This is a genomic window from Pedobacter sp. SL55 (genome assembly GCF_026625705.1).
GTDB lineage: Bacteria > Bacteroidota > Bacteroidia > Sphingobacteriales > Sphingobacteriaceae > Pedobacter.
In genome coordinates this window covers 4,126,559-4,148,793 of sequence record NZ_CP113059.1, presented here as the reverse complement: position 1 = coordinate 4,148,793, position 22,235 = coordinate 4,126,559, and the positions used below count along the sequence as shown (strand labels likewise).

18 protein-coding genes are annotated in these 22,235 nt (G+C 37.8%); 15 read left to right on the top strand and 3 right to left on the bottom strand.

Annotation, left to right across the window (positions count from 1 at the left end; all coding sequences use genetic code 11):
• The first annotated feature begins 4 nt into the window (after window positions 1-4).
• The 6 genes from OVA16_RS18520 to OVA16_RS18495 all read left to right on the top strand — a co-directional run bounded on the left by OVA16_RS18520 (window position 5) and on the right by OVA16_RS18495 (window position 9,264).
• Entirely contained in the window at window positions 5-1,615 is a 1,611-nt protein-coding gene (locus tag OVA16_RS18520) for a RagB/SusD family nutrient uptake outer membrane protein (protein ID WP_267762416.1), read from the top strand.
• An 11-nt stretch (window positions 1,616-1,626) separates the two neighbouring features.
• Window positions 1,627-3,216 carry a hypothetical protein gene (locus tag OVA16_RS18515; protein WP_267762415.1) on the top strand — a complete coding sequence of 530 codons (1,590 nt, stop codon included), beginning with the start codon at window positions 1,627-1,629 and terminating at the stop codon, window positions 3,214-3,216.
• A gap of 271 nt (window positions 3,217-3,487) precedes the next feature.
• Entirely contained in the window at window positions 3,488-5,881 is a 2,394-nt protein-coding gene (locus tag OVA16_RS18510) for a chondroitinase-B domain-containing protein (RefSeq protein WP_267762413.1), read from the top strand.
• A 21-nt stretch (window positions 5,882-5,902) separates the two neighbouring features.
• Entirely contained in the window at window positions 5,903-7,273 is a 1,371-nt protein-coding gene (locus tag OVA16_RS18505) for a polysaccharide lyase 6 family protein (protein WP_267762411.1), read from the top strand.
• 126 nt (window positions 7,274-7,399) lie between these two features.
• Complete coding sequence (locus OVA16_RS18500) at window positions 7,400-7,765, top strand: BlaI/MecI/CopY family transcriptional regulator (protein WP_267762410.1); 366 nt, start codon at window positions 7,400-7,402, stop codon at window positions 7,763-7,765.
• Window positions 7,766-7,767: 2 nt separating this feature from the next.
• A complete protein-coding gene (locus OVA16_RS18495) occupies window positions 7,768-9,264 on the top strand; it encodes a M56 family metallopeptidase (protein ID WP_267762408.1) in 1,497 nt (498 codons plus the stop codon).
• Window positions 9,265-9,278: 14 nt separating this feature from the next.
• Here OVA16_RS18495 and nudK read toward each other — a convergent pair whose 3' ends face one another.
• The 3 genes from nudK to OVA16_RS18480 form a co-directional block, all read right to left on the bottom strand.
• Window positions 9,279-9,857: a GDP-mannose pyrophosphatase NudK gene (gene nudK, locus OVA16_RS18490; RefSeq protein WP_267762407.1), complete on the bottom strand. Its 579-nt coding sequence runs from the start codon at window positions 9,855-9,857 to the stop codon at window positions 9,279-9,281.
• Between the two features lie 246 nt (window positions 9,858-10,103).
• Window positions 10,104-12,749, bottom strand: coding sequence for a TonB-dependent receptor (locus OVA16_RS18485; protein ID WP_267762406.1), 2,646 nt, complete (start codon window positions 12,747-12,749; stop codon window positions 10,104-10,106).
• A gap of 237 nt (window positions 12,750-12,986) precedes the next feature.
• On the bottom strand, window positions 12,987-13,931 hold the full coding sequence (locus OVA16_RS18480) for a GLPGLI family protein (RefSeq protein WP_267762404.1): 945 nt from the start codon (window positions 13,929-13,931) through the stop codon (window positions 12,987-12,989).
• Between the two features lie 579 nt (window positions 13,932-14,510).
• Between OVA16_RS18480 and OVA16_RS20190 the strand changes: the two genes are divergently transcribed.
• The 9 genes from OVA16_RS20190 to OVA16_RS18445 all read left to right on the top strand — a co-directional run bounded on the left by OVA16_RS20190 (window position 14,511) and on the right by OVA16_RS18445 (window position 22,152).
• Window positions 14,511-15,026 (top strand): hypothetical protein, encoded by a 516-nt coding sequence (locus OVA16_RS20190; protein ID WP_324288452.1) that lies wholly within the window; start codon window positions 14,511-14,513, stop codon window positions 15,024-15,026.
• The gene (locus OVA16_RS18475) at window positions 15,014-15,955 is read left to right on the top strand and encodes an arginine deiminase family protein (protein ID WP_324288451.1); all 942 of its coding nucleotides are present in this window, start codon (window positions 15,014-15,016) and stop codon (window positions 15,953-15,955) included. Before OVA16_RS20190 ends, OVA16_RS18475 begins: the two co-directional genes overlap by 13 nt.
• 58 nt (window positions 15,956-16,013) lie before the next feature.
• The gene (locus OVA16_RS18470) at window positions 16,014-16,262 is read left to right on the top strand and encodes a type II toxin-antitoxin system ParD family antitoxin (RefSeq protein ID WP_267762403.1); all 249 of its coding nucleotides are present in this window, start codon (window positions 16,014-16,016) and stop codon (window positions 16,260-16,262) included.
• Entirely contained in the window at window positions 16,255-16,557 is a 303-nt protein-coding gene (locus OVA16_RS18465) for a type II toxin-antitoxin system RelE/ParE family toxin (RefSeq protein WP_267762401.1), read from the top strand. Before OVA16_RS18470 ends, OVA16_RS18465 begins: the two co-directional genes overlap by 8 nt.
• Before the next feature lies 1 nt (window position 16,558).
• Window positions 16,559-16,885, top strand: coding sequence for an arginine deiminase-related protein (locus tag OVA16_RS20185; RefSeq protein WP_324288450.1), 327 nt, complete (start codon window positions 16,559-16,561; stop codon window positions 16,883-16,885).
• Window positions 16,882-17,472, top strand: coding sequence for an arginine deiminase-related protein (locus tag OVA16_RS20180; RefSeq protein ID WP_324288449.1), 591 nt, complete (start codon window positions 16,882-16,884; stop codon window positions 17,470-17,472). Before OVA16_RS20185 ends, OVA16_RS20180 begins: the two co-directional genes overlap by 4 nt.
• A gap of 177 nt (window positions 17,473-17,649) precedes the next feature.
• Window positions 17,650-20,331: a valine--tRNA ligase gene (locus OVA16_RS18455; RefSeq protein WP_267762399.1), complete on the top strand. Its 2,682-nt coding sequence runs from the start codon at window positions 17,650-17,652 to the stop codon at window positions 20,329-20,331.
• A gap of 6 nt (window positions 20,332-20,337) precedes the next feature.
• The gene (locus OVA16_RS18450; RefSeq protein WP_267762398.1) at window positions 20,338-21,060 is read left to right on the top strand and encodes an energy transducer TonB; all 723 of its coding nucleotides are present in this window, start codon (window positions 20,338-20,340) and stop codon (window positions 21,058-21,060) included.
• Window positions 21,061-21,603: 543 nt separating this feature from the next.
• The gene (locus OVA16_RS18445; protein WP_267762397.1) at window positions 21,604-22,152 is read left to right on the top strand and encodes a hypothetical protein; all 549 of its coding nucleotides are present in this window, start codon (window positions 21,604-21,606) and stop codon (window positions 22,150-22,152) included.
• Window positions 22,153-22,235 lie beyond the last annotated feature (83 nt).

Genomic DNA, 22,235 nt, shown 5'->3' with positions numbered 1-22,235 from the left:
AATCATGAAACAATTTAAACAAATAACAACTCGCTTCATTATTGTGGTATCATTGGCTGCTGCCCTTACTTCATGCAAAAAAATAATTGATGTAGAACCTGTATCTAACGAAACGGTAAACAATTTTTACAAGAATTATAAGGAGGTTAGTGTAGCCTTATCAGGATGCTACAACGGCATGCAAGAACCACTAATTAACGAATGGCAATTTACAGAGCTAAGAAGCGATAATGCCCGCCAGCGTTCGGTAAATAGTACTACCAATACCAACATGGAGCTTAATGTGCTTAACCTGTACACCGCTGGGCCACAACACCAGCAAATTTACAACTATTGGTTAGCAACTTATAAAAATATCAGAAACGTAAATTATGTGCTCAGAAGTTTGGGCGTAACCTATCAAAACAATCAATTGGTATTTAGTACGCCTACGGCAGATGTTACCGAAGCACAACGTGATGAATTGGTGGGGCAAGCACTTTTTATTAGAGCTTATCACTATTTTAACCTAGTGCGTTTGTACGGTGGTGTTTTTTTAGTTACAGAACCTTTAGAGGCTGCACAGGCCAGAAAAGTTAATCGTTCTTCAATTAACGATACCTACAACCTAATTACAAAAGATTTAGAAGCTGCGGTAGCAAAAGCTAGTTTAAGGCCCTACACACAAATTGTTTCTACCGATTTAGGCAGGGCAAACGCATGGGCTGCCAAAGCATTATTGGCCAAAGTTTACCTAACCTTACCGGTACCTCGTGCTGCTGATGCGTTAACGCTATTAGATGATGTGATAGCCAATAGCGGCTATGGGTTAGAAAGTAGTTTTGCTCGTGTATTTGCCATTAATAACGAAATGAACAAAGAAATTTTATTCGCTGTGCGATATAAAGCGGGTTTGGTAGGCTTGGGTAATCCAATGGCAAATCTTTTTGCACCAGCCAGTAGTGGCGATGCCGTAATTAACGGCGATGGTAGTGGGTTTAACTATCCAACCACGAGCGTTTATAATGCTTTCACAGCCAGTACAACTAGTTTTTCCGACGCCCGTAGAGACGTAACAGTCGCTGTTTATGCTAACAGTACCACACCATTTTATGTTAATAAATTCTTTTCTAAAGTTGTAGTAGCGGGCGATGCGGAGAATGATTTTACGGTACTTCGTTTTTCTGACGTGTTATTGATGAAAGCAGAAGCGCAGGGTTATAATGGTGCTTCTGGTACTTCGGTAGGCTTAATTAACCAAGTAAGGGCAAGAGCAGGTGCGGGCAATTTTACCAGCGGTACTTTTACCAGTGCATTTTACCAGTACCCAGTAACTGGCCCAGATGCTATTGCCAGCGAAGCTGATTTTCAGGCTGCTTTGTTAAAAGAGAGACGTTTAGAGTTTGCCTTCGAAAACCAACGTTTTTTTGATTTGGTACGTTTTGGACAAGCGGTAACCACCATGCAAAACCATTACAGTGCAGAGTATAGTGCCTATTATAGTAGGTTTAGACCGCAAATTCCGTTGGCTACTTTACAAGCTAACATTAACAACAACAAATTATTGTTGCCAATTCCGCAAAGAGAAATTGATACCAATACAGAGATTACCATTCCACAAAATCCAGGATACTAAAAACTAAGCAGATGAAAAAAATTCTAAAAACCTTATTGTTTTGCTTTTTAGCAATAGCGATAATTGTTGGTTGTAAGAAAAACGATTTCTCTGATATTGGAGAAGGAACCGTTGAAGCCAAAGAATATACCTTTAACAGGGCAACCAAAACCTTTGATTTGGGCGACGAGCTGAAAAGCAATATTGCGGCAGCGGAAGGAGTTAAATTTGTTTATTGCTACCTACAACGTACCGATAAAACAGATTCTTTAATTCATGTAACCGATAATAAAGGGGTAATTTCGCCCACTTACGAACTAGCTATCCCAATTGCGGCCTTTCCGGTAAACAATATGAGTACCGTAAAAGGGGTAAAGGTATTGGTAAAACAAGGCAACAACAGTTCTTTAGAAGGTTTCGTGCCTATCAAATATTTAGATCCAGCTCTGCCTCAATTTAGTGCATTTCCAGCAACCATCAATGCCAATTTAAATGGTTTGCCAACTGCCATTACGGCTACCATTAAATCAGAATTTGGTATTAAACAAGTTGATATTTTAGACGATTACCAAACCGAGAACACTTATGTGCTGGTAAACAGCATTACTGGTATTGCCAATGTTAAAGAGTACGTATTAAACTATGCTTACACTTACCGTAAGGCAGCTCAACATATCAAAATTAGAGCAACCGATATTTATAACCAAACTAACGAGCAAATTATCGACATGCCAGTTGATGTGTCAATTTTCAAGCCTAGGTTCGAAAATTTTTCAACCACGATAGTACCTAACACTACCGGAACAACGGCTATAACTGGGTTAATTACATCAATAACCGGATTAAAACAAGTAAAAATATATGATGATTATCAAGGTGCTTACGTAGAAATTGCCGATCTAAATAGTTTGAATAATACTTTAAGCTACTCATTTAATTATGCGTACACTTTTAGAAAAAGAGCACAACATTTAAAATTGATAGCTATAGATAAGGAAGATCTACAAACAGAGTTTATCATTACTTTAGATTACAGTTACGGAAGTTTTGTTTATCGCGATGTGGTAATGTCTGCTCAAGGTACGGCATCTGCTGGCTCTGCCAATAGTGTTTTCATATCCGAAACAGGAGCGGTGGTAGGTAACTGCGAATTAAGCGCCAACGAAGACAAAATGGCTTTTGTAATGTATGGTGGTGGTAGTGGCGTAACAGCTAGTATGAACTTCTATAGTCCAACAAATACCGCTAACGTGGCCACAAACTACAGATGTAACGGCGTATCGTGGATTCGCGGTAACGGTACTTTTAAAGCAACCAGGTTTAGGGTGTTAACACAGGGTACCACAGTTAATGATAAAATATATAGCGATGTGGCTAGCGGCGATATTGATTTGATGGATGCAGCTTATTTTACAGGAATAGCAGCGCCAAGTAGTTCTAGCGTACCTTCTTATCATGCAAGCTCGCAGGTTTACAATACAACAAATGCCTCAATTATTTATGCGCAAATACCAAATAGCGCCGGGGTAATGAAAAACTGTATCATCAAAGTGAAAGAGTTTAGCGTAAATAGCACCGTAGGTAACTCAACAATTAAGTTCGATATCTATATACAGAAATAATGATTTTTTTGGTTTATATGTAAAATGATTGCCGTTTCGGTTGGGACAAAACAAGGAAGTAGTATTTCTATTTTCTTCTCCAATTGAGACGGCAGCATTTTTTTTAAGGGATCGGGTATCAGTGGTCAGGTATCAGTTGCTCAAAATTATCAATAACCAATGAACGAATAACCAATGAACCAAAATCTGCGAAGATCTGCGGTTAAAATCAGCGTACATCAGCGGGAGAAAAAGCAACCAATAACCAATAAACCAATAGACCAATGAACCAATGAACCAAAATCTGCGTATATCAGCGGGAGAAGTAGCAACCAACAAACCAATAACCAATAAAACCAAATTCCTTCGTTCAATGATGAAGTTCCATATTCTTTTTCTAGCCCTTTTCCTTACTGTATTTTCAACCAATGCAGCCGAAATTCTGGTAAACTCGCCACAAGAATTAAAATCTGCTGTTGCCAAAGCCAAGCCTGGAGATGTCATTTTACTTAAAAACAAAGTTTGGACAGATGTGCAGTTGGTGGTTGCTGGCAAAGGAACCAAAGAAAAACCAATTTGGATAAAACCCGAAACAGGGGAAAAATTACAGATTTCTGGGAAATCGAACCTGAAAATAGGAGGCGAATATATCTACATCAAAGGGCTTCATTTTAAAAACGGTTACAGCCCAAAAGATCATGTCATTAATTTTAGGGTTGATAACGATAATTTGGCAAACAACTGCCGCATCACACAATTTGCGATAGAAGATTTTAGTCAACCAGAACGGTTTAAGGGAGATTCGTGGGTGGCACTTTGGGGAAAGAACAACCGTGTAGACCATTGCACTTTTACCAATAAGTTAAATGCTGGCCCAGTAATTATTGCAGAGCTTAACGACGAGCGTAGTCAGCAGAATTATCACAGTATTGATTCAAATTACTTTAATGGCCGTCAGCGTTTTGGTTCTAATGGTGGCGAAACTATTCGCATTGGTGTTTCTAGATATTCTTTAACAGCATCAAGAACTCAGATTGTACATAACCTTTTCGAACGTTGCAATGGCGAAGTAGAAATCGTTTCTATCAAATCTGGAGAAAATAACATCAGTTTCAATACTTTTTTAGAATGTGAAGGCAGTTTGGTGTTAAGGCATGGTTCTAAAAATGTAGTGCAAGGCAATTTATTTTTAGGAAACAACAAGCCATTTACCGGTGGCGTAAGGGTAATTAATCCAGGGCACCAAGTTTTTGATAACGTATTTAAAGATTTGAGAGGAACTGCTTTCCGCTCGCCATTGGCAGTAATGAACGGCGTTCAAAATTCGCTCATTAATCGTTATCATCAAGTGGTTGATGCCAAAATAGAGCGCAATACTTTCATTAACTGCGAGCCATCCTTATTTGGTGCAGGTAAAGATGCCGAACGGACTTTAGCTCCACAAAATGTGATTTTTTCGAAGAATTTATTGGTTCAGCCAGTAAATGCACTCTATACAGACGAGAACAAAGATGGTGGCATCAGTATTAAAGACAATGCGGTGGTTTCAAATCTGGCAGTTCAAGAAGGTTTTGTAAGCAAGAAACCATCATACGTAACTATTAATAGCATTTCGTTGCCTTACTTGGCAAATTACGGCGCTCCGTTAAATAAAATGAAGTTTGTACAAAAGGCCGATGTGGGTGCAGCTTGGTATAAGCAAGAAGTAAAAGCCGTAAACCGAAATCCCCAAATTGTTAAACTTAGTGCTAAAGAAAGCAATACTATACAGCAGGCAATTGCGAAATTAAACGGTGGCGATGTTTTAGAACTAATTGATACAGGTTTTTACAGCGTGGAGGACGAAATTGTAGTAGGAAAATCTATTACCATTAGAGCGGCAGCAGACTTAAAAACCAAACCAATCTTTGTAAATGGTAGTAATAAAACTTTGCCCGCTTTTATCACTATAGATAATGGGGCAACGTTAAAAGTGTACGGCATTGCATTTAAGGGCGCATTTGGTAGTGCTGGCGAGGTTCGCTGCGGTATCCGCTCTACAGAATTACCCATGAATAAACCTTACAAAGCATTTATTGATGGCTGTGAGTTTTACGATTATAACGAAAGTTCATTTGCCGGCTTTAAAGGCAGCAAATCTACCTTGGCAGATAGCCTGGTAATTACAAATTCAATATTCAGGAACATTTCTGGTACAGGTATCAACTTGGCCGAAGAAAGGGATGATAAAGGTATTTACGGAGCGGAATATACGGTGATTAAAAACTGCGTGTTTACCAATATTTTGGGAAGTGCAATTAACGTATATCGTGGCGGAAACGACGAAAGTACACTGGGTCCCTTTGTAACCATAGAAAATTGTACCCTTAACGAAGTAGATAACAGAGAGCAAGGCTCTGCCGTTCGTTTGCTAGGTGCGCAATATGCCAGAGTGTTAAATTCCAATTTCGTAAATAGTGGTCAGGGTGGTAGATCTGTAGAGTTTAGAGAATTTCGTTGGGACAATATTTTGGTGGATAACTGTAACTTTTATAATTCAGGTAAGGTTGACACTTTTTATAATAAAGCGCTAGGCAAACGTATTTTCGAAATTAAGTCAGAGTTTAACGATACCGAAGCTTTTGATTTCACATTAAAGGCGGGTAACGCTTTACTAGCTAATGGTATTGGCGCAAATATTCGATAACAAATAAATCATCCAATTAGTATGAAAAAATTTAATAGCCTATTCTTGATGTTTTTATTGGTTAACTGCGTGTTTTGCAGCTCTTGTACAGCTTCAAACGTGGCAGAGGTAGTCGAAGAAAGAAAACAGCAGGCTCCATCAGAAGCTAAGGTTTACACTATAAGCTCAGCTATAGAGTTAAATGCATTAACTTTAGCGCCTGGCGACAAGGTAGTGATGAAGGCTGGCGAATGGAAAAACCAGTTGATTAATTTCAAAGCCAAAGGCACTGCCGAAAAACCAATTACCTTAATTGCGGAAACAAAGGGTAGTGTGATACTATCGGGAAATTCTAACTTAAAGATAGACGGAGAGTGGCTAGTGGTGGATGGATTATCTTTCAAAAATGGTTTTTCATTAAAGGATGATGTGGTAATTTTTACTAAAAACACTGCTAACAGCCGATTAACCAATACCAGTATCGAAAATTATAACCCGAGCGATAAAACGGTTGACTACAAGTGGGTGTCGTTGCATGGAAGAAATAACCGCGTAGATCACTGCGCTATTTCTGGTAAAACGCATCAAGGTACAACCTTGGTAGTCTGGTTAGATGATAAGCCTAACTATCATCAAATAGACCACAATTATTTTGGCCCACGCCCAGATTTAGGGGTAAACGGAGGCGAAACTATCCGTATTGGTACCAGCACCTATTCTATGAACGATTCGTACACCACAGTACAGCACAACATTTTCGATAAGTGCAATGGCGAAATGGAAATCATTTCTATCAAATCTGGCTACAATAAAATTCTGAATAACTTATTTTACGAGTGTGTAGGTACCATAACGTTTAGGCATGGCAACCACTCTGAGGTTAGCAACAATTATTTGGTTGGTAATGGTGTAGCTAATACAGGTGGTATCCGCATCATTGGCGAAAGCCAAAAAGTAACGGGCAATTATCTTTATAAAATTGCCGGAACCAGTTTGCGTGCGGCTATTTCTGTAATGAACGCTTACGAAAATCCAGAGTTAAACGAGTATTGGCAAGTTAAAAATGCTGTTATCGAAAATAATATCATTGTTAATGGAAGAGAAGCTTTTGTGTTGGGTGCAGGAAAAGATAGTAAAAGGGTTTTGGCTCCAGATGGAGTGAAAATCATGAATAATTACATTATCAATGCAGCAACATTGTTGGTAAGCCAAGACGAACCCAAAAACTTAACCTTACAAAATAATCAGGTAGATGGAGGTAATTTCTCTAGCGGTTTCGTAAAAATGGGTAACGATTTGCAACTGTCTGATGGTATTTGGCAAAATAAAACATCGGTAAAAACTCCCTTTTGGTTAAACACAGCCGTTGGTCCAGATTGGAAAAAAGACAATCGGAGTTTTATTTTTAAGTAAAAAGTTTAACGTAAATTTAAACAGTTTCTCAAAAGCATCTTAAATTCCTTAACAAAATTTAACGCATCAACCTTTGCTTCTTAATCAATAACTTTCGTATATTTACGATTATTTCGTAATTAATTGATGGAGAAGTTAACACAGCAAGAAGAGGAAGCAATGCTAGCCATTTGGCAAGTGGGCCCAGGGTTTATTAAAGAATTTATGGATGCCATGCCAGAGCCTAAAGCGCCTTATACTACGCTTGCATCAACAGTAAAAAATTTAGAGCGCAAAGGTTTTTTAAAGGGAGAGCGTTATGCAAATGCCATTCGTTACAGCGCCAAAGTGAAAGAAGCTGATTATAAGAAGCGTTTCATGAACGGTTTTGTAAACGATTATTTCCAAAGTTCGTATAAAGAATTGGTGGCGTTTTTTGCTAAAGATAAAAAGATAAGTGCAGCAGAATTAAAAGAGATAATTGACCTTATTGAACAACCTGAAGATAAATAGAGATGCCATATCTTTTTATTATTCTGTTAAAGATAAACTTGGTGCTGCTGCTATTTGCAGCCACTTATTATCTGGTATTGCGTAGGTTAACTTTCTATATTTTAAATCGTTGTTTTTTGGTTTTAGGGATTGTTTTTTCCACAGCTTATCCATTCATAGATTTAACAGAGTTTTTCCATCAACGAGAAGTAGTTGCTTATTTACCAGAACTTAATCAAAAAGCATCGGCATTAGTACCTACTGGATTTTTTATTAATAATTGGCCAATTTTAAGCGCTTTGTTTTATTTGGGTGTGTTATTTATGACTGTAAGATTGTCCATTCAGTTCATCTCACTTTACAAAATCCATAAAAAATCTAATCCAAATACAGTAGCTAACTACAAAGTGAGAACTTTAGATGAAAGTGTTAGTCCGTTTTCATTTTGGCAAACTATTTACGTTAATCCTAGCTTGCACAACGAAAAGGAATTGGATACCATTTTAGCACACGAAATGGTTCATGTTAAACAATGGCATTCTGTAGATATTATTTTAGCCGAACTAAGTGTGGTTTTTTATTGGTTTAATCCAGGCGTTTGGTTAATGAAAAAAGCTGTAAAAGAAAACCTAGAGTTTATTACCGACCAAAAGATTTTGAAAAAAGGGATGGATAGAAAGGCTTATCAATATAGTTTGTTGGGCGTTGGTCAGTTAAACAATTCAGTAGCCATTGTCAATAATTTCAATATTTCCGATTTAAAGAAACGTATTCAGATGATGAACTTGAAGCGTTCTTCTCGTTTAACTTTAAGTAGGTACGCCTTAGCTTTGCCAGTATTGTTGGCAACAACTTTAGCATTTACGGTTTCAAAAAAAGAAATAAAAACCAATTTGCCACAATTGGTCAAAATTATTCCTCAATTGGCAGATAGCGACGAAAAGCCGAAAGAAGTGGCTCCTGTGGTTAAGGCAAAGCGTACTAAAATATCAGCAAAAACCCAAGAAACTAAAATTAAGGTCGATACGGTTTTCGAAATGCGTGAGGTGGTAAATGCCATTTTTATTAAAAGAGATAGTGGCGCTATTGGCAAACTAACTGCATCAGAATTGGCAGCAATGATGGCAGCTATGAAAGAAAGAGTAGGTTCTTTTACCGATGTAAACAACCCCATAACAAACGGGAAAGTAAACAAAATGGTAATTTACAGGCAAAACGGAGTTGATACGGCAAAGATGGCTGAAGCAAAAAAAATTGCTATTACGTTTAAAGCAACTGCTAAATTTGAAGATGACAAACCCTTACAAACTGACAAAGCAAAAATGGTCACTATTAAAGCTTTTAAATTTGGAGATAATACTACCCACGATCAAATAGAGTATGTAGTTAATGGGAAAGTTTCTCGTGTTAACGATATTAAAAACCTTAATCCGAACGAAATAGAACAAATTAACGTAATTAAGGGTAGCGAGAACAAACCTCAAATGCGTATAGAGATGAAAAAGAGAGCCGAATTGTAGTTAGGCACTTTTTGTTATAAAATGCTTTTTAAACGCAAATGTTGTATTAGCATTATGGTTTTGGCATCTTTAATTTCACCATTATCAATCATTTGTAATGCTTTCTCAAAATCCAATTCCAGTACTTCAATATGTTCTTCTTCGTGAGCTAAACCTCCGCCATCGTTTACTTTCATGCTTTTATTGTAAGCCGCAGTAAAAAAGTAGAGAATTTCTGTTACCGAACCTGGCGACATGTACACTTCAAATATTTTGCGTACATCTGTTATTTTGTAACCAGTTTCTTCTTCGGTTTCGCGTTTAATACAATCTTCTGCATTGTCTTTATCTAATAAACCCGCACAGGCCTCTATCAACATCCCAGAGGGATTTCCGTTTAAATAGGTAGGTAAACGAAATTGTTTGGTAAGAATAATCGACTTTTGTTCTAAGTTATAAAGTAGGATGGTGGCGCCATTTCCTCTATCATAAGCTTCTCGGTTTTGGATCTGCTGGCTACCATCTGGCTTGGTAAACTGGTAGGTAACTTTATTTAGCGTGTACCAATTGTCGCTTAAAATTTCAGTATTTAAAATTTGTATATCCTTGATCATTTATAGAAGGTTTAGATGATAGACGCAATTTTTCAGTTTTTGTAACAGTAAATATCAAAAAAAGAAAAGCGGAAGTATCGGCAATCCTGCCACTTCCGCTTTCATCTAAATTAACGCTCTCGTATATATAAACTAAATTTTAGCGAGATTATTGTTGGGGCGAAAAATTTTTCGCCCATTATAATGGGTTACTGTTGGGACGAAGTTTTTTTTTCACAACCTCGCAATGAGGAACTTTATAAACGTCTAGTAATTAAATGTTGCTCTAAACATGGCTACTCTTCCCGGAATTTGATACGTTCCTACCGTTAAAGAGTTGGCGGTAACGTTAATTGCTTCGAATTGCTTAACATTAGTTAAGTTGGTAATACCAAATTCCAGATCGGTTTTTAGCTTCAATACTTTGTATCGGATGTTAAAATCGGCAAATAGGTATTTTAAATCTGGCTGACTAGATTGTTGCGTAAAAATATGTTCTGCAGAGAAATTTAAAAATACAGATTTGAGCATCGTTACCGCTAAGCCAGATTGTTGCCTCCATTGCTGATAGTTAGTGCTTATTCCAATACCGGCAGTTTTATTTTTACTGTTGGTAAAAGTGCCTAGATAAGTAAAGTTCATAAATTTGGTCAACTTGGCTTCAATACCCGCTTTGTAAGTAAAATTATCGCTTTCGAAAGGCAACAATTGGTTGTTTTGTAGCTGCTGGAATTGGCTGTGCGAATAAGCAAAACCCGCATTTACGGTACTTTTTAAAGCGAATAAGTATTTGCTTAGGCCAGAGTTTAAGCCAAAGTTTTTTGCTTGGTTTGCCAGTGGAATCACAATACGTTGTTGCGCATTATCGGTAAGTATTGATGAAGAAATGGTATTGAGGTTGGTGGTGCTGTAGTTCAAGCTAATGTTGCCAAAAATCATTTCAATCGCTTTGCGAAAGTTAAAAGAGCCAGAAAACGAGTGCGAAGAATTTTCTGAAACAGGCGCATTATTAGCGAAAAGAGAACGGTAGTTGCGTAAAACAGTTCCACTAAAAACATCGTCTATGGTACCTAGATTATTTCTGAAACTGTAAGCTGCATTTACATAGTTTTCTGCACTGGTTTGGTATTTAAAGCTTACCGCTGGGTTTACAAAAAAGCGATGAAGACTTTTATCCATGTCGTGGTTCGCATCAGCATAACTAATACTGTTGTAGCTCAAAGGAACTCTAACTGTAGCCGTTATTTTGTCTGTAGTATATTCGTAGCCATTTTCTATGTATAACCTCGAGCGTAGCCAATCTAAATCGTTTATAGCGCTGGCTGCGGCAAGTTCGCTGCTGCCATTATTTTGCAATTTAGTTAAATTGGTAGATAAGTTTTGTTGTTGAACTAAGAAACCTGCCCTGTAGCTTTGCACAAAATTACCCTTCGGAAAAGCCATTGAAGCAAAGTTATTGGTGTAAAAGGTGGGTAAATCTAAATACTGGTTTAAAGCTGCGTAAGGAGTGCCGCTATTCAAAATTTCCTCATTTAAACCCGGTTTAATATTTAGTGTTTCTGGCTGTGTGCTTCTGCTAACCGCCGATGACAAATGTAAAATGTTGCCAGATTTCAGTTTTTTGCGATACCCTAAATCGTTAGATAACGCAAACATGTCTTGCTTTAACGACTGAAAAGCGCCTACGCCATTGATAAATACATTAGAATTTGTGCGAGTTGGATTATACTCCACAGCAAGAGCATTATTAAAATAGTAGCCATCTGTATTTCCGTTTAAAGTAAATTGACCTTTTAATTTTTGTGGGTTAAGAAAATTGTCTTGATTTTCTTGGTAACTGATGGTTTGCCCAGCCAATCTAGTTTCCGATGATTTATTATAAACCTGTTTGCGTTCATCATACAAATAAGAAACATTTGCTCTTAATTGCAGTTCGTTTTTAAACTTAAAAAGGTTGTTTAAGTTGGCTTGGCCAGCTTTATTAAATAAGGTACGGCTTTGTGGTAGGGTAGGTACGCCTGCTGCTCCGGCAGAGAGTAGGTTGCCAGGTTTAGAGTTTTCATTTGCCAATGGATTAAATGAGGTAAGGTCTAAACTTGGGTCAATACCAATATTGTTGCCTTTTAAATTGTTGAGGAACTTAACCTTTTTGTTGAACAACATGGCATTCACATTGCCATCAAACCGGTCGGGAGCGCCCAAACCTGCTTTCACTTCGCCCATCACTTTTAGCTTGGCGTCATCTTTAATTACCAGGTTTAAAGCAACATCATCGCTGGTATTGTTTTTTTGCAGCATTTTTATGGGCTGGTCTTTTTCAATTACCTGCACTTTATCTACTGCTCCATGTGGAATAGCTTTGGTGCCAATTCCATATTTATCCTCCAATAAGTTGTCGCCATCAATGTACATGTTGGAGATGTTTTTACCGTTATAACTTATTTTTCCGTTTTCTGCTACTTCAATACCGGGCATTTTTTTCAAAACATCGCCAATGTTACGGTCTTGCTTATCAGAAAAATCAGAAGTTTTATAGTTTAGCGTATCTCCGTTAGCGCTTAGCCGAGGGCGATTTTTAACTTCTACCGTTTTAAGGTTAATCTCGCTTTCTGCCAAGCTAATTTCATTGGTTTTTGCGAAATCTAAAAGGTTAATGGTTTTCTTTCCAAAACCTAAGATGCTAAATTCCAAATTTAAGTCTGCTCCGTTTTCGTCTGTATTGATTATGAAATCGCCTTTCTCGTTAGTTCTGGCAAAACCAAGCGTGCTTCCTTCTTTGTCTTTTAAACTAACCATAACAGAAGGAAGCGGCTTAGCTTCATCATCTTTAACCTTGCCTTTAATTTGCTTTTGTGCGAGCACGGCAATAGTACTAACACTCATAAAAATGAGCATAAATAATACCTTTTTCATTAGAACGTGTGTGAGTAAAAGGCTGTATCAAAATAGGAAGGACACAATTTTAAAAGGATTAAATTTGGCGTTATCGTCATTCCCGCGAAGGCGGGAATCATAAAGCGATTTTAATTAAAATAAATTTTGCTTCACAATGCGCAGTAGAACTGGGCATGGCAACTTTCAAAATATTATTTCGCTAGCAAATTCATTTCATCATTTTTGAGACAGCCTAAATAGTTTGTTTGGTTTGGTTTATTTTTTTTCGGGCAGTTCAATAGGGTTATTCATTACCATTTTTTTGGCTCCGCCAGGTGCAGCTACAAAACTGGTGCTGGTTTTTATATTTGCTCCCATGTTTCTTCCTGCCATTTGGGCGTTGATAAATCCTTGTGGGTCTTTGTCTCTGGCTTCTTTTAGCTTGTCTATTTCTTTTTGGGTGGTTTTTACCGCATCCGTAGGTAATTTAATTTCGCTACCTAAATAAGTGCCGCTGTCCATGCCACTAAATTTAAAGGTGCCTGTGCCACCATTGGGCATAGCAATAGTTTGCTCTGCTTCTTTAGGTTTTTCTTCTTCTATCACTTTGTCAATTCCTGCAAACTGAAATTTAACCTCATTTTTTTCATCATGAGCTTCGATAATTAAGCCAGGCAAACCATTTAGTTTCCAAGGGCCACTTTGAAAAGGCAATTCTGGAGCAAACCAAGCAATCCAGTTTCTACCTTTAAAATAAGCAGTTGCTTTTTGGCATTTTATACCCGAAAAGCTTGCGGTATCTTTATTTATTTTCCAGTTAATTTTTGGTGCAGTTTCCTCTACCAAGTAATTACTGATCACACGTTCTTTCGTGTAGAACTTATTTTCATTTGCAAAATAGAAATAGTCTACAGGGCTAACAGGTTTGGTAGAAGTTCTGTTGATGTTGAGACTTGTTAGCGTGCCTCCTTGGCTTTTAATTTGGTCTTCTATAGATTTTTTGATTTCTAGATCACGATTAATCTTATCATAACTGGTATACACCGAAGCGTTGTTTCCAGTTACCAATAGCATGTTTTCGGTATAGAAATTATCTCTTTGTGTGGTATCTCTCATGTGCGAGAAAGTGTACCTTACCCTGGCCAAAGCTTTATCAGCCTTTTGTGCGAATGCAAAAGTGCTAATGGTTGCGGCAATTAATGTAGTGGTTAAAATTTTCATCTGTTTGTTTTATTTAATGGTTGATGAATGGTTTACTGTCGATTAATTTTTCGTAAATCTACGAAATATTCGTAATAAGAGAATATTTTTTAACATTTTTTAACGAGGCTATGGTGTGTAAACTAATTCTCATTGGTAAGAAACTAAGAACTTTGTCCCTTAAAAATATAAAACAAATGAACTATTCAGGGCAAACGCATTAAAATTAAGCATTCTGTTTTGTTGATACTCTAATAATAGCAGAACCTTACCCAAGAACGGATTGGCCTAGCGGATATTTTGAGGAAAAATAGTTGAAACCACCTGTAGTTCCTCTCTAATTGCATTGCACAAAATAATTTTCAGTCGCGAGAAGGCAAAAGGGAAGGGCAAGACCTTAAATTATTTTCGAGGGTGGTTTGACTAATTTTTACCAAAATAGATGCAAGCCTTGATTTTTACTCCACTTTTTGTCAAGAAAAAGTGGAAAAACCTTTCTGGCAAGACAAAAATATTTTAATGCATTTGCTCTGGTAAACTATTGAGCTCATTTGCCTCTTTCGAAAAAAAGAATAGCTTTGTAGCAACACCAAAAATGATATGAACATGCAGCAAAATCCATTTAAGATAGGCGTTACTACCGAAATTGGACGGTTAAGAAAATTATTGGTACACAGCCCAGATAGTGGCTTGGGCAAGGTTGTCCCTTCTAAAGCGCAAGATTGGCTTTTTGAAGATATTGTGCATTTAGACACGATTAGAAAAGACGAATACGATTATTATACGAAGCTCTTAATGTATTTTCTTGATCCGGAAAAGATTAAAGGAAAACTGGCTGAGATAGACAGCGAAGCTGCAAACCGCGGTTTTTACAAGCCCAATCATCCAAACTTCCATAATTCTGAAAATGTGATAGAGCTACAGAATTTATTGGCTGATATTTTGGCAGATGAGTATATCAGCAAGAAGTTAACAGCAGCAGTTTGTGCCATAGAGGGCTGTACCTATAAGCTGCAATTAAAGTTAAGCGCTACAGACCCAAAAGAATTGGCAGAGATTTTTATTTCGGGTACCATGGCCGATGATACGATGGTTTTTGCACGGTGCCCAATTTGATTTTTACTCGCGATGTGGGTATAACCATTAACAATCATGTTTTACTGAACAAACCTGCAAAAAAAGCCCGCGTTCGCGAAACCATGTTGATGCGTTACATCTTTTTTAACCATCCGTTTTTTGCTACCTACCAAAATAATGTCATCGAAATTCCTGACCCAACACAACATTTTTTAAGGCCAGGAGATGAGCCTGCTTTTCGTACTACTTTAGAAGGTGGCGATGTGATGATGGTAGCGCCTAATCACGTGCTAATTGGAGTAAGCGAACGTACTTCGGAAGAGGGCGCAAACGAAGCAATTAAGTTGCTTTTTGAAAATAATGTGGTAGAGAAAGTAACGGTGGTAAAAATTCCAGCTAAGCGAGATTATATGCACTTAGACACCGTTTTTACGCAGGTAAAACGAGACACTTGGGTAATTTTGCATAGCATAGCGCATAGTCCGGTTTATGATGCCACAGAGCCTATTCATTTTTTAAAAGAACCCGAAAAATTGGAAGCTACTACGGCTATCCAATTCCATAAAGATAAACCTGGCATACCTAAATATTACGAGCATGTAGAAGCTTTGCTAGACGATATCAGCAGAAATGATTTGGGGAGCACTACACCTACTAAAGTAATTTATAGTGGAGACGGCGTTTTCCCTTACGATAGTAGAGAACAGTGGACAGACTCTTGTAATTTGTTAGCATTGAAAGAAGGCGTAGTTCTAGGTTACGATCGTAATGATAAAACCGTTGAAGCTTTTAAAGCCAATGGTTTTAACGTAGTTAATGTGAAAGATTTAATTCAGGATTTAGAAAGTGGAAAAGTTGATGCAGAAACGTTAACGGATACTTTAGTGTTAATGCCGTCAGCAGAATTATCAAGAGCCAGGGGCGGTTTTCATTGTATGAGCTTGCCACTCTTGAGAGATGAGATTTAGCACAACTTGTTAAAGTTACCAATTATTGGTAACTTTAATTAAACATATTATTAAAGTAATGGGACATAACACTTCTGTATCATTAGGCAGCTATTTTGAAGAATTTGTTGAAAATAGCATTTCTAAAGGTCGTTATAAAAATGCCAGTGAAATGATACGTGCTGGTTTACGACTTTTAGAAGAAGAAGAAAACAAGACAATTGTCTTGAAAAAAGCTATAAAAGAAGGCTTGGATAGCGGTATTGCACACGACTTCGATCCAAAAAAACATTTAGCTTCCTTAAAAGCCAGAAGTAAAAATGGCTAATTATTTATTTACCAATAAAGCTGTTGAAGACTTAACAGAGATTTGGTACTGTACTTATTATAGCTGGTCTGAAAAACAAGCCGACAAATATTACGAACTTTTAATTTATACTTTTAATCAAATTGCAGAAAAGCCTGAAATTGGCAAAAAATACGATGGTATAGGTGATGCAATATTGGGTGTAAACATTGGTAAACATATTATATTCTACCATGAAACAAAGCCAGATAGCATTGAAATTATAAGAATATTACACGAGCAAATGGATTATAAAAATAGGCTCAAAGAGAAATAAAATGCAAACAACTTCACATATACTCATGATACGCCCGGTTGATTTTAAATTTAACGAGCAAACTGCGGGCGATAATAAATTTCAAGTAGCAAGCGAGCAGGGCAATGTACAACAAAAAGCTTTAGCAGAATTTGATGGCTTTGTGGCTGTGTTACGTGAAAATGGCATAGATGTTACTGTAGTTGATGATACATTGCAACTAGAAACACCTGATTCTATTTTCCCAAACAATTGGGTTTCTTTTCACGAAGATGGTGCGGTTTTTATACCCCATGCACTCGCCAAACAGAAGGCAAGAGCGAAGAAAAAGATATTATTGATGAGTTGAGCAAAAAATTTGAAGTAGATCACTTAACCGATTTAAGTTTTTTTGAACTGCAAGAACGCTTTTTGGAAGGCACGGGCAGCATGGTTTTAGACAGGGTCAACAAAATTGCCTATGCCTGTTTAAGTGTACGTACAGATGAGGAAGTGCTGAACAATTTTGCGATGTTGATTGGCTATCGTGTCATTGCGTTTGAAGCGGTAGACCAGCATGGGTTCCCAATTTACCATACCAATGTAATGATGTGCATTGGCGAAAAGTTTGCAGTGGTGTGTTTAGAAAGTATTAAGTCTACAGCAGACAAAATTATGGTGCTCGAAAGTTATAAGGCAACCCATAAAACAGTTGTTGATATTTCTTTTGAGCAAATGAACCACTTTGCAGGCAATATGCTCGAAGTGCAAAATAAAGATGGAGAGAGTTTGTTGGTTATGTCTGAGCAAGCGCTGAAAGCCTTGCATGGTACGCAGGTTACTGCGCTTTCTGCATTTTCTAAAATTGTGAGTGCTCCGCTTTATACGATAGAGCAAAATGGAGGTGGTAGTGCTAGGTGTATGTTGGCCGAAGTGCATTTGCCGTTGAAAAGATAAAATCTGATCTGGTTTTATTACGTTGTACTATGTCTGTAAGATTGGCAAAGCTTTTTGCTTGTATTTCGTTAATACAGTCCTTCCGATGACAAACTTGTAAACTAAAAATTTAAAAAACCACCCAACCAACCAACCAAATTCCTATTTTTGCATCTTATTTTTTTGACCTAATCATCAATGAGTTTATCTACAAAATACAATCCACAAGAAACTGAAGACAAATGGTACAGCTATTGGTTGGAGAAGCGTTTTTTCCATTCAGAGCCAGATGAGCGTGAGCCGTATACCATCGTAATTCCTCCACCAAACGTAACTGGAGTGTTGCACATGGGGCACATGCTTAACAATACCATTCAGGATGTATTGATCCGTAAAGCTCGTATGCAGGGCAAAAACGCTTGTTGGGTACCTGGTACCGATCATGCTTCTATTGCTACCGAAGCTAAAGTAGTAGCCATGTTAAAAGAGCAGGGCATCAACAAAAAAGACCTTTCTCGTGAAGAGTTTTTAAAGTATGCCTGGGAGTGGAAAGAGAAGTACGGCGGCATTATTTTAGAGCAGTTAAAAAAACTAGGCGCAAGCTGCGATTGGGACAGAACTCGTTTTACGATGGAGGAAGACCTTTCTGATGCGGTAATTGATAGTTTTATCCATTTATATAAGAAAGGATTGATTTACCGCGGCTACCGTATGGTAAACTGGGACCCACAGGGAAAAACCTCTATTTCTGACGAAGAGGTAATCCGTAAAGAAGTAAATTCGAAGCTGTATTATATCAAGTATTTTGTTAGTCAAAAAGACGGAAAGACGATTGATGGGCAACTAGACACCCAAACTTTGGACTTCGGACTTCGGACTTCGGACTATCTGACTATAGCAACCACCCGTCCAGAAACCATCATGGCCGATGCGGCGATTTTCGTGAACCCTAACGACGAACGCTTTAAACATTTGGTAGGTAAAAAGGTACTTATTCCATTAATTAACCGCGAAATAGAGGTAATGACAGATGAGTACGTGGATATGGAATTTGGAACAGGTTGTTTAAAAGTAACACCGGCTCACGATACCAACGACTACGAATTAGGCTTGAAATATAACCTTACGCCTTTCTTAGATATTTTAGATGATGATGCCAAGCTGAACGAAAAGGCCGAAATTTTAGTTGGCGAAGACCGTTTTGTGGCTCGTAAGAAAATTGCCAAAATGCTTGAAGAAGCTGGTAATTTAGAGAAGGTAGAAGATTACAAATCGCAGGTAGGTTTCTCTGAACGTACAGACGCAGTTATTGAGCCTAAGGTGTCGTTACAGTGGTTTGTGAAAATGAAAGAGTTTGCGCAACCCGCTTTAGACGATGTAGTAAATGGCGAAGTAAACTTAATTCCAAACAAGTTTGAGAACACGTACCGTCATTGGATGGAAAATGTTCGCGATTGGAATATTTCTCGCCAGTTGTGGTGGGGACAGCGTATTCCGGCTTGGTATTTACCAGATGGAACGTATGTAATAGCCAAAACACAGGAAGAAGCTTTTGAGGAAGCGAAGTTGAAAGATCCAGCTTTACAGCCTTCAGACTTAAAACAAGATGAAGATGTGATGGATACTTGGTTCTCGTCTTGGTTGTGGCCAATTTCTGTTTTCGATGGATTCCAAAATCCTGATAACAAAGATTTCAACTACTATTACCCAACTAATGATTTGGTAACTGCGCCAGAGATTTTATTCTTCTGGGTAGCACGTATGATCATGGCTGGTCGTGAGTTTACGGGCAAAAAGCCATTTACTAACGTATACCTAACAGGTATCGTTCGTGATAAATTGGGCCGTAAAATGTCTAAATCATTGGGTAATTCACCAGATCCAATTGGTTTAATTGAAAAATACGGAGCAGATGGTGTAAGGGTAGGGATGTTAATGTCGAGCCCAGCGGGTAACGATTTAATGTTCGATGAAGCTTACTGCGAACAAGGCAGAAACTTTGCCAGCAAGGTATGGAATGCTTTCCGTTTGGTAAAAGGCTGGGAAACTGATGCCAACTTGGGTAATCCTAACGAGCAGGCCATCGCTTGGTTCGAAAGTCGATTTAGCGAAGCATTGGTAGAAATTGAGCATAACTTTAAGCAATACCGTTTGTCGGAAGCTTTAATGGCTACCTATAAATTGGTTTGGGACGATTTCTGCGCTTGGTACCTAGAAATGGTAAAACCAGCTTATCAGCAACCTGTAGATGCTGCTACCAAAGCGGCTACAGTGAACTTCTTTGAGCAGATCTTGAAATTATTGCATCCGTTTATGCCTTTCATTACCGAAGAGCTTTATCACGATGAATTGTTTGGCCAACGTGCTGAGATGGATTGTTGTATTGTAGCCGACTATCCTGTTGTTGGTGCCGTAAACGATTGCTTATTGAAAGAAGCAGAGTTGGTTAAGGGGCTGGTTTCGGAAATTAGAAACGTAAGAAATACCCGTCAGATTTCTCCAAAAGAGGCTCTGGAATTAAGCATTAAATCAAATTCTGAGGTTAATTATAACAACTGGTTAAACATTGTTTACAAATTGGCCAATGTAAGCAAAGCTGATTTTGTAAGTGATAAAATTGTAGGTGCAGCGAGCTTTATGGTAGGTAAGGATGAGTTTTTTATCCCACTAAGCCAAAATGTTGATGCTGATGCGGAGAAAGAACGTTTGACGAAAGAACTAGCCTACTTGCAAGGTTTCCTCAAATCTGTTGATGCGAAGTTGAGCAACGAGCGTTTTGTGCAAAATGCAAAACCAGAAATCATCGAAAACGAGCGCAACAAAAAAGCAGATGCAGAATCGAAAATAGAGATTATTAAGGAGAGCTTAGCGGCATTGTAAATGGAAATGAAAAAACTAATCATATTATTTGTTTGTGTAGCTTGGGTTAGTAGCCTATATGCTCAAAAAGCCCCTAACCAAACGAAAAGGATAATTAAATCTAAGACATTGCAGTTTTCAGATCAAAAGAGTATCGACTCTGTTTACCGTGATTTGTTAAAGAAAAAGACAAAGCCAATCATCGTTTTGGATGGAGAGATAACAGACCTTTCCCCGTTTCAACAATGGGATGCCTCTAGGATTAAATTGGTAGAGATTTTAAGTAAGGAAGAAGCAATTAGCATTTATGGAGCCGAGGGAGTAAAAGGTGTAATAAGGTTTACCCCTAAACCTCATAAAGATGGCCTCGTCTTAATGAATTATGTAGGAGATGACGGGCGTAGACCCGAACCTGTAAAGGAAGAGAGTAGGATATATGATAGTAAAACTCCGAACATTTTTATGGCTTCGTTCCCAAGAGGTTTAGACGCTTTAAATGCATTTATAAAAGAAAAGACGGTTTATCCTGAAGATGCGAAAAAAAATAAAATCAAGGGTAAAGTGTATCTCTCTTTCATCGTTGAAAAATACGGGGAAATCACAAATATTAAAGTAGATAAAGGTTTGGGTTACGGTTTGGATGAAGAAGCTAAAAGATTAATAGCTCTGAAAAGATGGAATCTAGCTATATTAAATGGGAATCCAGTAAGGGTATCTTATCAAATGCCAATTGAGTTTATTTTAGAGTAGTTTTTTAAGAAAATATAAACAGCTTAGTTTACGCATTACGATCCCAGACTAAATCTGGGATGACGTTCTTGGGAGTGGTAGTACGGTTTCGGCGTTTTTTCTTTCTTTCTGCGACATCTTCTGTACCTCATCATTCACTTTTGTATAGTCTTATGCGGTTTGCCTCATTCCCGCGTAGGCGGGAATCTTAAAGCGATAGAAAGGAAATTGAAACATGTCTCAATCTCGAATAACCTAGCTACCGCATTATGATCCCAGACTAAATCTGGGATGACGTTCTTGGGAATGGTAGTATGGCGATCAGCAATTAAAGTTGTTCGAAGCTTAATATTTGTTAGCGGGGGACACCAACAAAGGAACATCTACCTTTGGCGTTCCCGCCATCGATTCGTGTTAACTTATATGGTATTTCTTCTTTCAAACACCCCTAATCAGCAATCCACAACGTCTCAGTTGCTCTCCTGTATCAACCCTTTTACAAGTAAAATTCCAATTTTAAAGTAAAACTTGCGTTCTTTATCATTAGAAATAAAAACGCCAATTATGAAAAGAATTTTCCTGTTTTTTGTAGCTGCAGCAGCTTTATCATGCACCAATAGCGAATCCCAAAAAGCAACTACCGCATCAAACATTTTTATAGAGCAAAAAGTATCTGAATTTGTTGCCCAACACCCAGAGTGGACTAACGGCGACAATACCAATGAAGAAATAACCGACAAGTTTCAGCATGAGGTAAAACGTTGGAGTAATGAGCAAAATTTCTTAAAAGATATGCCTTTACAATTGAAATCAATCAGAGATACTACCATAAGTGGCCAAGATGTTAAATTAGGTACTTTCGCTGGATATAATGATAACACTCGCCCCTCGGGTTCTATTTTAAATTACATCCAAGTAACTATTGACGGTATAATGCCGGCAGATATAGCGCAGCAAGTAAAAGTAGATGGCAAATATACCTTAGATGCGATGATGTACAGACAAGGTAGTCGCAAAGATGTTAAGTTAATCCATGTAGCTGATTTTAAGGGATACGACTTAGGGAAATATGTTTTCTCGGTAGTGAAAGCTAATCCAATAGCAACGAAATAGATTAATGATACTGGTAAAGTCTCTTTGCATTTGCGAGAGACTTTTTTGGGATATTAACTTGAAAACGTAGTAAATTAGGCAGA

Coding starts and splice junctions, on each gene's coding strand:
- OVA16_RS18465 (WP_267762401.1), top strand. CDS start 16,255: ATGGCTAATTATTTATTTACCAATAAAGCTGTTGAAGACTTAACAGAG.
- OVA16_RS18450 (WP_267762398.1), top strand. CDS start 20,338: ATGAAAAAACTAATCATATTATTTGTTTGTGTAGCTTGGGTTAGTAGC.
- OVA16_RS18480 (WP_267762404.1), bottom strand. CDS start 13,931: ATGAAAATTTTAACCACTACATTAATTGCCGCAACCATTAGCACTTTT.
- OVA16_RS18455 (WP_267762399.1), top strand. CDS start 17,650: ATGAGTTTATCTACAAAATACAATCCACAAGAAACTGAAGACAAATGG.
- OVA16_RS18515 (WP_267762415.1), top strand. CDS start 1,627: ATGAAAAAAATTCTAAAAACCTTATTGTTTTGCTTTTTAGCAATAGCG.
- OVA16_RS18510 (WP_267762413.1), top strand. CDS start 3,488: ATGAACCAAAATCTGCGTATATCAGCGGGAGAAGTAGCAACCAACAAA.
- OVA16_RS18505 (WP_267762411.1), top strand. CDS start 5,903: ATGAAAAAATTTAATAGCCTATTCTTGATGTTTTTATTGGTTAACTGC.
- OVA16_RS18445 (WP_267762397.1), top strand. CDS start 21,604: ATGAAAAGAATTTTCCTGTTTTTTGTAGCTGCAGCAGCTTTATCATGC.
- OVA16_RS18485 (WP_267762406.1), bottom strand. CDS start 12,749: ATGAAAAAGGTATTATTTATGCTCATTTTTATGAGTGTTAGTACTATT.
- OVA16_RS18495 (WP_267762408.1), top strand. CDS start 7,768: ATGCCATATCTTTTTATTATTCTGTTAAAGATAAACTTGGTGCTGCTG.
- nudK (WP_267762407.1), bottom strand. CDS start 9,857: ATGATCAAGGATATACAAATTTTAAATACTGAAATTTTAAGCGACAAT.
- OVA16_RS20185 (WP_324288450.1), top strand. CDS start 16,559: ATGCAAACAACTTCACATATACTCATGATACGCCCGGTTGATTTTAAA.
- OVA16_RS18470 (WP_267762403.1), top strand. CDS start 16,014: ATGGGACATAACACTTCTGTATCATTAGGCAGCTATTTTGAAGAATTT.
- OVA16_RS20190 (WP_324288452.1), top strand. CDS start 14,511: ATGAACATGCAGCAAAATCCATTTAAGATAGGCGTTACTACCGAAATT.
- OVA16_RS18520 (WP_267762416.1), top strand. CDS start 5: ATGAAACAATTTAAACAAATAACAACTCGCTTCATTATTGTGGTATCA.
- OVA16_RS18500 (WP_267762410.1), top strand. CDS start 7,400: ATGGAGAAGTTAACACAGCAAGAAGAGGAAGCAATGCTAGCCATTTGG.